Origin of the sequence: Sporosarcina sp. ZBG7A, from assembly GCF_000813425.1 — a bacterium.
Taxonomy (GTDB): Bacteria; Bacillota; Bacilli; order Bacillales_A; family Planococcaceae; genus Sporosarcina.
In genome coordinates, this window is sequence record NZ_JWIB01000022.1 from 13,656 (window position 1) to 29,737 (window position 16,082).

The following is a 16,082-nucleotide window of genomic DNA, read 5'->3' on the forward strand; positions in this document are numbered from 1 at the left end:
TCTTCTGCCGATGCTTTTTTATATAACGAGACAAACCGCTCCAATTATGATTAGACCAATCCCGAGTAATTTACGTTTCGTGATCGGCTCTCCTAGAAGAAAGTACGAAAGCGCGAATGTCCAAATGTACGTGATCGATGTTAGTGGAAACACGACAGTATAGGGCAAATAGCGCAGGACGATGATGTTCAGAATCGCACCTGAGCCGTAACTTAACAATCCGACGATGAGCCATTTCACCAACGCAGGAAAATCCTGCTTTAAATCAGTGTCTGACGCAAGCTTCAAAAAGTATCCGCCGAATGCACCACACCACGTCATGACGAGCAACATTAGCATTAGCAGTAGATTAATGCTCATCGCCTCCAATCAGCCAGACTCCAGCAAGAATCAGTACAGTACCGATTGCTAAGGGAACAGTCAAAGGCTCATTCAAAAAGCTGACTCCGTATACAAGGGCGATTACATACCCGACTGTCAGGAGTGGATGAAGTACGGAAAGCCGACCGAAGCGGAATGCAACGGTCATAAGAACCGCGCCCATTCCATAGAACACGAATCCGATCCATAAGTGCCAATCGAATAGCCCTCCGCCCGCTGCAAGTTTCCAAAAAAATTGTCCGGTGGCAGTACTGAATGCCGCTGCGACCATAAGGAAGATCCCTATGGGAGACGTCGAGCGCGTTTCAGTCATCTTTCGCCACCTCCATCCTCCTAGTTTCAAACTTCACGAAACTAATCAGAATCAATGGCAACATGATCATCGAGTTCGCAAGGAGGTATCGGAAATCTTGTGCAGGAATGCCGACGAACACAGCCCCTGTATTGAGGGCAACTGGCAGTAGCAATAACCACGCACGCCAGCCATTACGTAAATACGCAATATACGTAAACAGTAAGGCTAGAGCTGTGTAAAATGCAGGGCGCCATAAGAATGGAATCGATTCATCTGCAACTTTTAAGTAACTGAAGGCACTCCTTTTTAGGTCATCATTTAACACAGTATTGACAAGACCAAACTCATTATTAAGGTAAATGTTCGTGGTGTATTTACTCGTGTAGCCGTCAGCAGGTTCATTGATTTGCCAGATGAGCGATGTTTGTTTGAAAAGCGCTCCTGCAGCAATATCAGGGTTCTGTTTCACGAGATGTAAATAATTCCGAGCATAGCGACCCCAATCGTCATAAATTGTAAATCGATCATAGTCGCCCCAAGAAAACTTAATGGAGTCGACGCTGTATGGATTGTATTTCTCATGCCATTTTTCAATTGGGAAAATCCGGTTCACGTAGTCCCGTTGTTTTTCTGTCATGTCACCATCTTCCGTTACGATCGCTGCAATTTGTTGCGTCGGTATAGAGAGCATTTCTTGCGGATCGGAAGGGTGGACTTGCAGCGCAGTATACACTGGGTTCACAATGATTTGATAAATCAATATCATCGTAGCTGCAACCGGCAATAGCTTCACCCAGTAGGATCGATACATAATCAGGACAAATGCTGTAACGATTAAAAATACAGGAAATCCATTGTGACGGAAAAACATCACCATAAATCCGATTAATGCATACCCGGCAATGAACGGCCATCGTTGAAGGACTCGTCCAGAGGAGCGGACAATCATAAATATGAGTAAAGTGAACAAAAACAGTGCAGCACTATATGCGACGTCTTTCCATAAGGTGATGGAGGAGATGGCATGAACTGGACTGATTGCAAATAGCAAGAGCGCGACCCAGATGAACGGTTTAGGAACCCGAGCGTGCTCGAGAGACCATCCAGCAAGTCCAGTACCCGCGCCAATCAGTACAATCTGGAAAATTGCTATGATTGCGGGTGAGTCCCAAATTTTTACTAGAACACCTAACAGCATCGTATGGATGACAGGATGCCAATCCGTATACTTATGCGTATGCGCTTGATCCCACTGGGCGAGAGAGTCGGGTGTCATCGCTCCGGGATAAAAGGCGAGTAGAAAGAACGATGATACAACCAGTGAAGGAATTGCATATAAGGCGATTTTCCAAGGTGATATTCGCTTTTTGATAGGACTCAAGGTGACGGATAAACACCAATAGATGATTGCTGTCACAATGGCCAAAACCGCAAGTATGACACCAAACCACACAGCCAGAATCACAACAAATTGATTATCTGCTAAATAAGGCTGTTCACCCCGAATACTCACTGCGATGAACAGTGGGAAAAGCGTGCCGAAAATGGCATAACTAATCTGCTTGCCTTTAGGTAATTCACGTAGCATCGGCCGGAATTTAAGTGCGTAATAGACGAATCCTGCCATGATAGCAGTTACCAGTAAAACAATTAGTATTGAAACGTTTCGGATCGGCATAAAAAAGAACAACATCGATCCACTAAGATAAAGACCAAAGGCAGAAATGATCACCCAGCGAAGAATGTTCTTCGACATCGGATCACCCTCTCTCAGTGCGTTCGCTAATACGATTCAAATGTAATTCATAGTTTTTCCGGTGCGTACCTGCGACCGTATCCAAAATGAGTCCGCATGCAAGCGACAGCATAGCAAGTAATACGAAGCCTACAGCAAGGATGGCTGACGGTACTTTACTAATGAAGCTTGTCTGGACGTATTCCATAATGACAGGTGTGCCAACAGCTAGACCGAGCACTAGGAAAAGTGCCGCCCACACTGAGAAGAACAGCATTGGTTTGTAATCCTTGAACAGCGTAAAGATCATCCGTAGCACTTTCATGCCGTCAGTGATCGTGTTCAACTTAGACTCACTGCCTTCGGGACGATCCCGGTAATCGATCGGTACTTCTTTTATCAAAAACCGATTATCGAGTGCATGAATGGACATCTCCGTCTCAATTTCAAAGCCAGGGCTTGTGACCGGCATGGATTTGACGAACAGTCGATCGAATCCACGGTAACCTGTCATGATGTCCGTAATGTTGCTTTTATAAAGCTTATTAATGAGGCCTTTGACGAGATTGTTACCGAATCCGTGGAATTGACGTTTGTTTTCATCAAAATAAGTACCATTTGATAAACGGTCGCCAATAACGAGGTTCGCTTCACCTTTTTGGACAGGTGCTAATATATCATGCACGAATTCGGCAGGATATGTATCGTCTCCGTCTACCATGACGTAATAATCGGCTTCGATGTCGCGGAACATGGAACGAACGACATTTCCTTTTCCTTGTCGTGGTTCAAACCGTACGATGGCACCGTGCGCACGGGCAACTTCGGACGTTTTATCAGACGAGTTGTTGTCATATACATAAATCTTTGCATTTGGCAGTTCTCGCTTAAAGTCATCGATTACATTGCCAATTGTCTGTTCTTCGTTGTAACAGGGAACGAGTATTGCGATTTCCATAGTGTATCTCCTTTTGTAAGTAAGCTTAGAGTGCATTTTACCATGAACAGTATCGATTATACAGCTATGTTTTTATAGTAGTGGTTAGAGGGGGGTGGTTTGTGAGATGAGATGCTATCAATGCGTGGCATTATACGGATTCTTCCCTCGAAGGAGATGTTGTCCTTTGCTTCAATCACCGATTTCTTTTTTAGCCTCTAGGTATGAGGACTGTTATGAGCTATTATCTGCATACCCATCTATAAATAGAGGAAATCATCATCTACCAATGTTTTGCTCTGAGTGGTTGGAACTAGTATACTTTGACTAACGAAACAGACAAATAGATGAACATATTTAAAGGGGGCAATGGGTGTGACTGAAGTGATGGATAGATATCAGCAATGGTTAGGGCAGGAAGAGTTGCCAGTTGTACTTCGCGATGAATTGAATGCGATTGCGGATCATGAAAACGAGATTGCTGATCGGTTTTATCGGTGGCTGGAATTTGGGACAGGTGGTATGCGTGGTTTACTTGGAGCAGGTACAAACCGCATAAATCGATGTACGATTCGAAGAGTAGCCGAAGGGTTGGCCAGAATGATTGAAGAACATGGGCCAAGCGCAAAGCAACGGGGTGTCGCAATCGCTTATGATACGCGCTACCAGTCGAGAGAATTTGCGCTCGAGACAGCGAGTGTCCTTGGGGCGCATAACATCCGCTCATTTGTGTTCAACGAACCGAGGCCGACACCTGAACTGTCCTTTGCTGTCCGCGAATTGGATACATTCAGTGGTGTGGTCATTACCGCTAGTCATAATCCAAAAGAATACAACGGCTTCAAAGTATATGGAGAAGACGGGGGGCAACTGCCTCCTGAGAAAGCAGCTGCAATTGTAGATCATATGGATGCAATTGAAAATGTCTTCTCTATTGAAGCCCTGTCTGAAGCTGGATTAAAGGAAAATGGTTTGCTCACGTTCCTCACTGAAGGAATGGATGAATCGTATCAGGAAAAATTGAAAGCCCTTCATTTAGGGGAGTTCCCTCGTGGTGAAGTGAAAATCGTCTATACGCCCATTCACGGAACCGGTAACGTCCCGGTTCAACAAGCGTTGCGCAACTTTGGCTACGAACAAGTGACGATTGTTCCTGAACAAGAAAAACCAGATCCAGAATTCCCTACAGTGTCCTATCCAAACCCGGAAGAAGAGGAGGCTTTCAAGCTTGCAATTCAACTTGGGGCAAGAGTAGATGCAGATTTATTACTCGCAACCGACCCTGACGCAGACCGTCTTGGTGTAGCAATCGCTTTGCCGACAAGTGGGTACGATCTACTGACAGGAAATCAGCTCGGTGCACTGCTGTTAAACTATTTGTTAGATCAGCGTCAACAAGCAGGAACGCTACCGGATAATGGGCTCCTGTTGAAAACGATTGTCACGTCGGAAATGGGACGTGCAATTGCGGCACAATACGGCGTAACTACAGAGGATACACTCACTGGTTTCAAGTATATTGCTGAGAAAATCGAAGAATATAACACATCAGGAGAATACGAATTTCTATTTGGTTATGAGGAAAGCTACGGATATTTAATAGAAGATTTCGTACGTGATAAAGATGCCGTACAAGCTGCGCTGCTCACAGCAGAAGCGGCTGCGTACTACAAAAGCCAAGGCAGTTCGTTACATGAACAATTGCAAAAGCTTTATGCGAAAGTCGGTTATTACAGAGAATCCCTACAGTCAATCACGATTCCTGGCAAAGAAGGCGTGGCAACGATCGAAAAAGTGCTCACAACATTACGGAATACCCCACCTACAGAACTTGCAGGTATTGAAGTAGTAGCAATTGAAGACTATGAAACAGGCAAAATTCTATCAACAGACGGAACAGAACAGCCAACAGGTCTACCAAAATCCAATGTGTTGAAATTCCGCCTTGCAGATGGGTCTTGGTGTTGCGCTAGACCGTCTGGCACGGAACCTAAATGCAAATTCTATATTGGAGTCCGTGGTAACAGTGGGATGGACGCCGTCAAAAAGTGTGAAGCGATTGAAGAAGCGATCTTGGCACTAGTCGAACCCCTATATAAATAATTGAAAGAAGACTGCGCATTGTGCGCAGTCTTCTTTCAATCTATCAATTAAACTATTCAAACCAGTTTCTATTCAAGAAGAAATATTGTATAGTAATCTACGAAACAATTTTGTGAAAAAAGTAATGTTGTTGGAATATTTATGATGCAAACGTAATGTTTACCACTACTATTCTAGTGGGTATTAACATACAATAGAATTCTATTCTACTTACTATTGAATAGAATCTAATTTTTGGTTTGAGAGGAAGATTTATTAATGAAAAAGTCTAATAATTACTCTAAATTTGTTGCGACAGCAGCTACCGCTACACTCGTTGCAACTGCAGTCGTACCAGCAGCATCCGCAAAGGAAATGAAATTTACAGACGTCGGCGATCGTTACGCAGATGCTGTCAACTATTTAATAGAAAACAATATTACACAAGGGATTTCTGATTCGAAATTCGGTACACAATTAAACATTAAGCGTGTAGACGTTGCAGTCCTCATCGCTAAAGCGACTCTAACTGAAGATGAAATCAATAACGCACCTGCTTCAACATTTGGTGATGTGCCAGCACGCGCGACTAAATACGTAAGCGCATTGAAAGCAAAAGGCATTATCAACGGTAAAACAGATACATCATTCGGGTCTGACCTTTCAATTACACGCGGTGAAGCGGCAATCATGCTTTCTAAAGCTTACGAGATTGAAGGCGACACAGCGAACGTGAAATTCGGCGATGTAGGCACTCGCTACAAAGAAGCAGTTGCAGCTCTTGTTGACAACAAAATTACAACAGGTAAGACAGATACTAGTTTCGGAACTGGGCTATCTATTACTCGCGGTGAGCTAGCAATCTTCTTACACAGACTAGAAACACTTGACGCTACTCCAGCTCCAGAATACAAGGTTGATAGCGTAGAAGGCATCAACGGAACACAGGTTGAAGTGAAATTCACGGATGCCGTCAACCCAACAAGCTTGTTCAAAGACGGCAAAATGGGCGAGTTTAAAGAAGGCGTCTTCAAGATGTCTAAAGTAGGAAGTGCTGCTGAAGCAGCTACTGGTACACTTTCAAAAGACGGTAAAACATTGACGGTCACAACGAAAAATATTGTGGAAGGCGATTACACAGTCGTTATTGATAAAGTGAAATCAGCAGATAACAAAGCAATTGAAAAGTTTTCTAAAGTAGTAACAATCGCTGCAGACAAAACTGCACCAAAAGTTCTTACAACTGAAAAAGTGAACGCTTCCCAATACAAGGTGAAATTCTCTGAGCCAATGCAAACATTAGGTTCAATTTCATACAAAGATGAAGATGGAAAAACAGTCGATGGTGTAGTAACTGAATTTGAAGAAGGCGATTCAGAGGTCCTATTCAAACTTCCAGCAAGCGTTGAAGCTGGCAAATCTGTAAAAGTGCAAATGGTTGCGGCGAAAGATATGTCAGGTAATCTGATTTCACCAAACCCGACTGAATTTACATTGACAAAGGGTCAAAAGGATGGACAAGCACCTACAGTGAATACGGTTGAACAGACAAGTGCAAACCAATTCGCTGTAACGTTCTCTGAAGAATTGTTAGAGAAACCATCTGTAACAGTAGGTGGAGTTGCAGCAACTAAAGTTGAAGTGAATCCGGAAAACCCACTTCAATATGTAGTGACTACAGAAGGTAACCTTACAACTGCACAAACGGTAGTAGTGGACGGCTATACTGATTTGAGCGGAGAAGCGGGTAAAAAGTATTCAAAAGTTGTGACATTCTCTCAAGATATAGAAGCACCCGAAGTGACAGCTACTAACGTTGTAGCAGATGCTGAAAACTTGCAGCAATACGTAGAGTTCACGTTTGATAAGGACGTTAACCTAGATAACGCAACGGTATCTGCTGAAGGTAAATATGTTAAAGACTATATCACTACATCAGGATTGAAATTGGCTGCCAAGTCAGTAGCTTATAAAGAAGAAGGAAACAAAAAGGTAGTGCGTGTTGCATTGAAAGACTTGCTCAACGGCAAAGATATTGAAGGTGCAGCATATGACTTAACGTATACTTTGTCAGGTATTAAATCTGTTGCGAACGTTGACTTGAAAGAAACAACAGGTGCTTTGAAATTCACTCGCGTCGCTGACGGTACACCTGAAAATACTAAAGTAGTTGCTGTTAAAACTGCAGAACAGGATACTGAAGACAATAATAAAGTCATTGTTACATTTGACCAAGCGGTAGAAGGATCAACTGCAGTCGATAAAGCAAATTATTCAATCAACGGGGCTACAATCGATAGCGTTACATTACTTCCGGTTGCTAAAAATAAAACACAGCAAGCTGTATTGAACTTGACTCCGGGATCAAATAACTTTAATGGCGTGCGCGCAATGACAATTCAAAACGTCAAGGCACTGGGCTCAACTAAAACGATGGCAGCTTGGAATGGTACGATTGACTTGAATGAGAATATCGCACCTACAGTCAAGACTGCTGAATTGACGGACACGAAAGAGGTCACATTGACGTTCTCTGAAGCTGTAACAGGTGGAGAAGCTCTCGATTTTGAGGTTCTTGTTGATGGCAAGCCCATGACAACCGCCCTAAAAGTGAATGCTGCAGTGAATAACGATACAAATGAAGCAGTCATTGCACTTAATGAGGCGCTCACAACTGAGCAAATCAATAAAGGCATTACATTGAAGCCAGTTGACACAATGGACATCAAAGACAAAAAAGGCAACATGCTTTCTGTACCAACGAACATTACAGTTACAAAATAAGATGAATTTGAAAAGGCTCTCCGCAAAAGCGGAGAGCCTTTTCAATCTTTAAATTTAATTCTATGATCAGTACTTAGGGTGAATATCCCGCAAATCCACATTTCGTCCCTCAGCACGGACGTCCCGCTCCAGCATTTTATTACTCTCAGGAATATTGAAACCACCCATGTCCTTCTTCTCAGTCACTGCAGAAGTCAGGTCTCCTTTATCATGATCAGATGCATCCCAAAAATCTCCTTTATCTACATACAATAAAAATGCACCGTTCTCGACAGCAGCTAAATAGCGGTCTGCTTCGTCTTCTGTCAAGTCCATCTCAGTCAACGCTTTTCGTGCAGGTTGTTCATCGGACAAGAATGACGTAAATCGGTCCCACCAGGATGCATCCGCTTTTTGAATTTCGGCGTCTGTTCTGCCGCGGACAATCGAAACGTCTTCTTTATCCTTCGTAACTACATACATATTGTCTTCTGCAATTCCGTTTTTGTGCAGTTCATAAATCTTCTCCAACAATTCATTTTCACTATGGAAAACACCAGCAAATTCTCGATTCATCTTGTATCTCCTCCATTCGGATTAGGGTAGTGAGATTAGTTAGCTTTGTTAATAAGATACCCCTTCACCTTAACCCGAAACTAGGAGAGTTACCGAAACTTTGTTAAATCGTCTGGAAAACCAGTTTACTAAAGAAAGTCTGACTTGTATGTTTTACAGCTCATCTGAGAGTTTATCGCGATGATACTCTGAAAATTGAATAACACGGACGTTTGCAGTGTTCAGTTCATGATAAATTTCCCGACTATCCCAAAACGAAATGGTGCGATCCCGTTCGCTTGCGAGTAACGCGATAACTTCGTCTGCATTTTCGAAGTGCACAAATCTTCGAATATAGTGTTCTTCGTCGAAGAAATAAGTGATTTTGAATTCTTTCATGGAATCATCCTTTCAAATTTAAAAATGAAAAACGGGCAGCCTCAATGGATGCAGGCTGCCCGTTTCGTTCAGCCCATAGTCCGCGTTTTGCGTGATTTGGAACGAAAAAGTCTGAAAAGTTGAATGATGAATAAAAATACGAGTGCTCCCGACATATCGAGCAGGACGTCTTGCCAAGTTGCTGTACGTCCGCCTGTGATCGATTGATGGAATTCATCAGCCGAGGCTGCGAGAAATGTAAGGAATGCAGCCAGGAAGAAACGGAGTCTCATTTTCGGTAAGAGCCAATAGAATACTGCGGCGAGTGCACCGAATGTGAAGAAGTGAGCGCTTTTCCGTGCTAGAAATTCGATGAAGTAGTAATAGCCACGTTCGTGGACTGAGATGGTTTTCCCCCAGTATGGGATCTGCAGTTTAGATAACGGTTGTTCGAGCGGCTGGTTAGGCAGCAGTTGTTGCAGTTTCGGAACAATCGTTTGTTGTTCGTATGTTTGACTGGAGGAGATGAAGAGCCCTGCGATAATGCCAATGAGTAGTACAACGACGACTAGTTTTTTCATGGTGCGAGTATAACATATTTTGGGCGGTTGTGCAGGGGGAAACTGGTGTGAGACCGCTTGGCGCTGGAGGATGCCTTTCGCAAAGAGCCAAGGAAGTGCGTCTTGTCTCTTTACTTCGGCGACCTCAGTATACGCCTGCGCTGTGGTTTTCGTTGAATCGGGATAGATAGAGTTTACTGCTGAATAAGGGAGAGTGGAGTGAGACCGCTTGGCGCTGGAGGGTGCCTTTCGTAAAGAGCCAAGGAAGTGCGTCTTGTCTCTTTACTTCGGCGACCTCAGCAGACGCCTGCGCTGTGGTTTTTGTTGAATCGGGATAGATAGAGTTTACTACTGAATAAGGGAGAGTGGAGTGAGACCGCTTGGCGCTGGAGGATGCCTTTCGTAAAGAGCCAAGGAAGGTCGCTTGTCTCTTTGCTTCGGCGACCTCGGCAGTCGCCTGCGCTGTGGTTTTCGTTGAATCAGGAAAAGATAGAGTTTACTGGTGAATAAGGGGAGTGGAGTGAGACTGTTTGCGCTGGATATCCTCCTGAAGAGGGGAATTCGGGTAATTATCGGGTAGACTGAGCGATGTTGCAAACACATAGAGGGGGGAGTGCCTACAAGTTACAATGGACTAGGATATTAAAATGAATATAAGCCATTTCCGTTGTACGAAGTCGAAGGAAGCCTAAGTTTCGATGCGTCCGCTTGCAACGTAGCGTAATACCGTCGCTGATGCGGGTACCTACTATTACAGAGAGCTTACAATTTGCATAACCAAGTTAGCATCGGTAGAAGAAGGGGAATAAGAGAGGGAACATCTACATAACGAGTGAAATGAGGGACTACTATGAAACGGCTTGTCTATATGGATTGGCTCCGCATTATTGCGGCACTTGCGGTTGTGACGATCCACGTTTCGGCGGGGGTTGTGACAGATGACGCGCAAGACTATAAAAGTCCATGGATGGCAGGCAACTTTTATGAATCCATTTCAAGATGGGCGGTACCGATGTTTGTCATGATTAGCGGAGCGCTCATGCTCAGCAGTACACGGGAAATCACAATATTGTCGTTTTTGAAGAAGAAGTTAGCGAAAATCCTGATTCCGCTGTTTGCATGGAGTGTCATTTATTATGCGAACCAAGTACGAAAAGATGAAATAACGTTTTCCGTTGCTGACTTCATCAAACGATTTGCGACTGATGACATCATGTATCACCTATGGTTTCTCTATATGATCGCAGGATTGTATATCATTACACCCCTTCTGAAAATACTGATTCAGCACGCTAAGCGTAAAGACATTGAGTATTTTTTAATACTTTGGCTTTTCACATCGGTCTTTTCTAATTGGCTGGAATACTTCGTAGGCTATAGTTTCGAAATCGAATTATTCTTCGTGACCCATTACATAGGTTATTACGTGCTAGGATACTATTTATTTACGTTTGATTTCCATACTAAGTGGAGAATCCTTATGTATATAGGGGGCATTGCAGGCTTCGTCACTACATTTTTCATGACTTATCACGAGTCGTTGAAAATCGACGAACCACTCGAACAGTTTTGGTACGACGAACACTCACCAAATGTATTGATTATGGTGATTGCGCTGTTTATGCTGTTTAAATCAACGAAAATTGGTACACTCAAGGTGCCTTGGATCGGAACTGTCATCAGCCATGCGAGCTTCGGAATCTACCTGATCCATATACTGGTTATGCAAACACTTTACGAAAAATTCGATTTTGTATGGTTCAATGTACACCCTTTAATCGGAATTCCTTATAAAGTCGTGTTAGTGGTTACAATTAGCACCACTATTGTGTTTGGCATAAAAAAAGTACCGGTGTTGTGCAAGATAATTCCGTGAAAAATGAGTGGCGCAATAAATGGAATTTAAACTAATCTCCCATAATTCGTCAAAATCTGATAAACTAATCACAATAACTACTTAGTTTAAGGGGATGTCTATGAACAAAAAACTGAAAATTTTCTTCATTTTGGCGGCTATTATCATTATTGTAGGTGCTTCGTATATTTTATATGAATTTAAATTCAAAACGTATGATGTCGCAGACGACCAAGTGGATGAAATCATTGAAGAACCTTACCAACTTGACCTGCCAGACGGAACGTCGGTTGAACAGCATAATCAGAATGACAGTAATTCTTCCCAATCTGAATCAGGAGGAAACGCTGTAAATGGCAAAGGTGGTTCAACAGAAACGTCCGGTAAAGTTACAGTTTCTAAAAATCTTGGAGCTACTTCTACGGAGAAGAATCCATCTGCAACTGCAGGAAATAATGGAGTTGGCCAAAGCAATTCATCTGCCGGGAACAGCGGCAAGCCGCAAACGGATGGAAATGTTTCTGTCGCGTCCATCAAAGGAAAATACAAACCTACACTTGAAAGCCTTGAAAATCAGGCTGCAGGTAGGTTGAACTCACTCATAGGACGTGCAAAGGGTGAATACGCAGAGAAAAGTAAAACTGGTGATGTAAGTTATGGATATTTCTATAACAAGTATATGGGCGCTGCGAAGTCGATGGAAGCACAGACGGATGGCGCGTTTAACAGTGTGATGAATGCACTTGAAAACGAACTGAAGGCGAATGGATACGACAAGTCTTATGCGAAAAGTTTCCGTACGGATTACGAAGCACGGAAAAAGAGCCTGCAAACTGAATTGATGAACAAAGCGCTAGGTCGATAATATACAAAAAGCCCGTTGCCAACTAGGCAACGGGCTTTTCTGAATAAGAATTATGGCAATTTAACAGTAAGCGTCAAGTTGAAGTCCACTCCGAATGCTGCATCTCCAGTGTTAGCTAGAAGACGGACTGGAACGTTCTTTGCAGACATTTGACCTTCTGAGACAGTCGATGTGTCCATTAAGTCGGTAAGTTGCTTTTCGATCGCTTTCTTTGCAGCTGCATGATCTTTTATGACGTTTACAGGTGCGTTGTTACCGATTTTAATACCCGTTACACCGATACTTGGAAGTTTGTCAGAGAAGATCCCTGTTCCCTTCAACGCATCCACTGCATCCGGTGAGTTTGCAGTAAGTGTTAACAAGTTTGAAGCTTTATCGAACTTCGATGTTGCTACGATATTTCCGTTTGCATCTTTGAAATCTTCGTTCTTTTCAACGATTGCAAGGATATCTTTACGCATCTGCTCTGTCGCATTATCCGCTTTTGCTACGTACTGCTCTGCGCGAATGATGAACGTAGAGAACTCTCCGCGGCCAACCCCTTTGTCAGGAGCGTATACGGATGAAGATTTACCTGTCGTAATGCCGGTTGCAAAAAGTGGCAATACATACTTCGCATACCATTTGCTTGCTTTAACATCGACAAATGGGTTATCAGTAGCGTGTAAATCATTAAGCCCATAAGCACTCACGAGGAACTTTGAGATTTCAGCACGAGTCAAACCTTGGTCTGGACGGAAAGAGCCATCAGAGAATCCATCGATTACTCCTTCAGCCTTAAGTGCAGCGACTGCACCGTAGTACCACTTGCCAGACTTCACATCCGTGAATCCAGGGTTTTTAACATTTTTCGTATCCAGTTTAAGTGACTTAGCGAGCATTTGTGCTGCTTCTCCACGCTTCAGCTCAGTCAATGGACGGAAAGTACCGTCAGTGAATCCAGTTACAACACCTCGTTCAGCGAGTGCATGAATTGCACTTGCGTGTGGAGTTTTTGAGCTTACATCTTTGAAGCTGACTGTTGCTGCATCTGCTGTTTGAGCAGGTACTGCTGCTACGATTGCACTTGATGCCACTGCAGCTGACAAAACAGCCATGTACGTATTACGTGCGGTTGTACGTTTCTTCATGAAATCCCTCCAAAAGTTAAGTAGTAGTGCCTATCATTGGTAAATCCTTCATTCTTTCAAACTATAACACAATTTAATTACAGTTGTGTAGCTAATTTGCAGAATCTTTCCCGAACATAAAAAACGGGTTACTGCAAGAATGTATGAATGATGGCATCTGACCAGACTTTGACACCACGTGTAGAAAGTTGCCGTTCCTTGTCTACATAATCCAATAACTCCGGTGAAGAGGTGGATGGCCAATCAGACCAATGGTTGATATACAGCAAGTTTTTCGACTTCGTGAATTTCTCAAGCGACTGGATTTGAGTCTGGTAATAATTCGCTTCATAAATCGGCTGCGGTGGTGTGACGATGAATGCAACCTGTTCATTCCCTTGCTTGGCACTCGCTTGCACCGTTAACAAATCACGTTGTTCTTGCTCGATTACGACTTCGCCATTGTTGTTCAATGTGAAAGGTTCATACAAGACGATGTCATATCCTGGTGACCAGTCGATGTTGGGCAACCCTTGTTTTATAAACTCGCTGGAAGTGAGATCAGCTGTCACCGCATCGACAGTCACAAAATTGCCGAATGCTTCCGAAAGAGTGGTTGCGAATCGCTCGGCGACTGGACCGATGGAGTCAGATCCGATTACGAGAACATTTACGTGTTCACCGGCTGAAAATTTCTTTGTGAACTGTTCTTTTACGCGAGCATCCAACGTTGCGCTCAAAGCATCGATTTTCGGAACTTCCTTTTGAACCTCTTGTGAAGGTGTGGAAGGATCTTCAGTAGAATTGTCGTTATCGGTTTCTTTCACGATAGTGGTACTCGACTTGGATTCTGCCGCCTCGTGCACTTTGTTTTTCCAGACGGATGCACTATAGAACAGACCGGTCGCACATAGTATTGATAATAGGAGTAAAACGCCAACGCCTTTTTTCATAAGGGCTCCTTTCAAATGATTAGTAGAATAGACTTACTATAGCATGATTTTCAGGAAACAATGTACCAAATTTTTTCACAATATGCTATACTGTTGCAAGATTTGACATTCAATTCGAAAAGGGGAACCTAGGACTTCATGGAAGAGACTATCAGTTTACAAGAGTTACTGAACGTATTGAAGAAACGGCTGATCATGATTGTTGCAATCGCCATTCTTGCGATTACCGTTGCAGGTGTCGTCAGCTATTTAGTGTTGACGCCTATCTATCAATCTTCTACACAAATCCTTGTCAACCAAGATAAGGTAGAGCAGCAACCCTTCAATTCTCAAGACATACAGACGGACTTGCAGCTCATCAATACATATAACGTCATTATTAAAAGTCCTGCCATTTTGTCCATTGTCATCGAAAAACTCGATATGGACACAACGCCTTCACAGCTTACTGAACAGATTACTGTAGACAGTGCCCAAAACTCGCAAGTGATCAACATCAGCGTCACAGACACCGAGCCGTATAAAGCCGTGGACATTGCGAATACGACAGGAGAAGTGTTCCAAGAGGAAATTCAGAAGCTAATGAAAGTGGACAACGTCAATATCTTATCACCAGCGGAACTGTCGGAGAACCCGAAACCGTTGAAGCCTAATCCGAAACTAAATATGGCGATCGGTGCTGTTGTCGGTCTCATGATCGGTGTAGGAATTGCATTTTTACTGGAGTACTTGGATACGACCATTAAAAATGAAACAGACGCAGAAGAATTGCTCGGACTTCCGATACTCGGGCTCGTCAGTCCGATTTCTGAAAAGGAATTGCCGACACCTGCTTCGAGACAGCGAAGGAAGAAGAGGTGACTTAAATGTTTAAGAAAAAGAAAAAGCCATTGCAATCAGCGGCTCGTAAACTCATTACAGTTGATAATACAAAATCGATTATTTCAGAGCAATATCGAACAATCCGTACGAATATTCACTTCTCCACAGCTGACAGTGAATTGCAAAGTATTTTGCTGACATCTTCTTCACCGAGTGAAGGGAAGTCTACGAGTGCTGCCAATATCGCCGTCGTCTTTGCCCAAGAAGGAAGAAAAGTGTTACTGATTGACGCGGATATGCGGAAACCGACGATGCACCATACGTTCCATTTGAACAATGGGACAGGTCTGTCATCCGTGCTCACGAGGCAGTCGGTGGTGGCGGATGTGATTCATGACAGCGGAATCGTAAACTTACAAGTGATGCCGTGCGGTCCGATTCCACCGAATCCCGCCGAACTGATTGGCTCGAAAGCGATGAAGGCACTCATTGAGCAATTAAAGCAAGACTTCGACTTACTTGTTTTCGACGCACCTCCATTGTTGTCTGTCGCAGATGCACAGATTCTGTCTAATGAATGCGACGGCACGATTTTGGTGGTCAATACTGGATCTACTGAGAAGGATAGTGCTGTGAAAGCGAAAGAGACGTTACTGTCTGCCAACGCACGCATCCTCGGTGTGTTGATGAATAACTACACACTCGCGAAAGATCATTATTACTACCAATACTACGGCACCGCAGAGTAAGAAGGCCAAGTGCCTTCTTGCTCTTTTTTCTTCTTTTCTTCTT

The 16,082-nt window shown here is 43.4% G+C and carries 15 protein-coding genes; 6 read left to right on the top strand and 9 right to left on the bottom strand.

Annotated features, from left to right (window positions below; all coding sequences use genetic code 11):
• Nucleotides 1-18 precede the first annotated feature (18 nt).
• Genes RL70_RS09000 through RL70_RS09015 form a run of 4 tightly spaced genes read right to left on the bottom strand, consistent with a single transcriptional unit; the run spans nt 19 to nt 3,369 of the window.
• Nucleotides 19-360, bottom strand: coding sequence for an EamA family transporter (locus RL70_RS09000; protein ID WP_052245878.1), 342 nt, complete (start codon nt 358-360; stop codon nt 19-21).
• On the bottom strand, nt 350-694 hold the full coding sequence (locus RL70_RS09005; RefSeq protein WP_039043086.1) for a hypothetical protein: 345 nt from the start codon (nt 692-694) through the stop codon (nt 350-352). Before RL70_RS09005 ends, RL70_RS09000 begins: the two co-directional genes overlap by 11 nt.
• Nucleotides 687-2,432 (bottom strand): DUF6020 family protein, encoded by a 1,746-nt coding sequence (locus RL70_RS09010; protein WP_052245879.1) that lies wholly within the window; start codon nt 2,430-2,432, stop codon nt 687-689. The genes RL70_RS09005 and RL70_RS09010 overlap by 8 nt, the downstream gene beginning before the upstream one ends.
• A 4-nt stretch (nt 2,433-2,436) precedes the next feature.
• Nucleotides 2,437-3,369 carry a glycosyltransferase family 2 protein gene (locus tag RL70_RS09015; RefSeq protein ID WP_039043087.1) on the bottom strand — a complete coding sequence of 311 codons (933 nt, stop codon included), beginning with the start codon at nt 3,367-3,369 and terminating at the stop codon, nt 2,437-2,439.
• Between the two features lie 366 nt (nt 3,370-3,735).
• Between RL70_RS09015 and RL70_RS09020 the strand changes: the two genes are divergently transcribed.
• Together RL70_RS09020 and RL70_RS09025 are read left to right on the top strand one after the other, a co-directional pair.
• Nucleotides 3,736-5,451: a phospho-sugar mutase gene (locus RL70_RS09020; RefSeq protein WP_039043118.1), complete on the top strand. Its 1,716-nt coding sequence runs from the start codon at nt 3,736-3,738 to the stop codon at nt 5,449-5,451.
• 258 nt (nt 5,452-5,709) lie between these two features.
• On the top strand, nt 5,710-8,214 hold the full coding sequence (locus tag RL70_RS09025; RefSeq protein ID WP_052245880.1) for an S-layer homology domain-containing protein: 2,505 nt from the start codon (nt 5,710-5,712) through the stop codon (nt 8,212-8,214).
• Between the two features lie 66 nt (nt 8,215-8,280).
• Here RL70_RS09025 and RL70_RS09030 read toward each other — a convergent pair whose 3' ends face one another.
• The 3 genes from RL70_RS09030 to RL70_RS09040 all read right to left on the bottom strand — a co-directional run bounded on the left by RL70_RS09030 (nt 8,281) and on the right by RL70_RS09040 (nt 9,707).
• Nucleotides 8,281-8,769, bottom strand: a complete 489-nt coding sequence (locus RL70_RS09030; RefSeq protein WP_052245881.1) for a general stress protein — start codon at nt 8,767-8,769, stop codon at nt 8,281-8,283.
• A 153-nt stretch (nt 8,770-8,922) separates the two neighbouring features.
• Nucleotides 8,923-9,147: a hypothetical protein gene (locus RL70_RS09035; protein WP_039043088.1), complete on the bottom strand. Its 225-nt coding sequence runs from the start codon at nt 9,145-9,147 to the stop codon at nt 8,923-8,925.
• 68 nt (nt 9,148-9,215) lie between these two features.
• Nucleotides 9,216-9,707 carry a VanZ family protein gene (locus RL70_RS09040; protein WP_039043089.1) on the bottom strand — a complete coding sequence of 164 codons (492 nt, stop codon included), beginning with the start codon at nt 9,705-9,707 and terminating at the stop codon, nt 9,216-9,218.
• An 829-nt stretch (nt 9,708-10,536) separates the two neighbouring features.
• On the opposite strand from RL70_RS09040, the gene RL70_RS09045 reads away from it, so the two are divergent.
• A complete protein-coding gene (locus RL70_RS09045; RefSeq protein WP_039043090.1) occupies nt 10,537-11,562 on the top strand; it encodes an acyltransferase in 1,026 nt (341 codons plus the stop codon).
• A 100-nt stretch (nt 11,563-11,662) separates the two neighbouring features.
• Nucleotides 11,663-12,406, top strand: coding sequence for a hypothetical protein (locus RL70_RS17325; protein ID WP_052245882.1), 744 nt, complete (start codon nt 11,663-11,665; stop codon nt 12,404-12,406).
• A gap of 50 nt (nt 12,407-12,456) precedes the next feature.
• Here the strand turns inward: RL70_RS17325 and RL70_RS17330 are convergent, their stop codons facing one another.
• Together RL70_RS17330 and RL70_RS09060 are read right to left on the bottom strand one after the other, a co-directional pair.
• A complete protein-coding gene (locus tag RL70_RS17330; RefSeq protein ID WP_052245883.1) occupies nt 12,457-13,536 on the bottom strand; it encodes an S-layer homology domain-containing protein in 1,080 nt (359 codons plus the stop codon).
• A gap of 128 nt (nt 13,537-13,664) precedes the next feature.
• Nucleotides 13,665-14,468: a hypothetical protein gene (locus RL70_RS09060; protein WP_039043091.1), complete on the bottom strand. Its 804-nt coding sequence runs from the start codon at nt 14,466-14,468 to the stop codon at nt 13,665-13,667.
• Nucleotides 14,469-14,606: 138 nt separating this feature from the next.
• Here RL70_RS09060 and RL70_RS09065 point away from each other — a divergent pair, with 138 nt between their 5' ends.
• Nucleotides 14,607-15,329, top strand: coding sequence for a YveK family protein (locus RL70_RS09065; RefSeq protein ID WP_039043092.1), 723 nt, complete (start codon nt 14,607-14,609; stop codon nt 15,327-15,329).
• A 5-nt stretch (nt 15,330-15,334) separates the two neighbouring features.
• The gene (locus RL70_RS09070) at nt 15,335-16,039 is read left to right on the top strand and encodes a CpsD/CapB family tyrosine-protein kinase (protein WP_039043093.1); all 705 of its coding nucleotides are present in this window, start codon (nt 15,335-15,337) and stop codon (nt 16,037-16,039) included.
• The last annotated feature ends 43 nt before the right edge of the window (nt 16,040-16,082 follow it).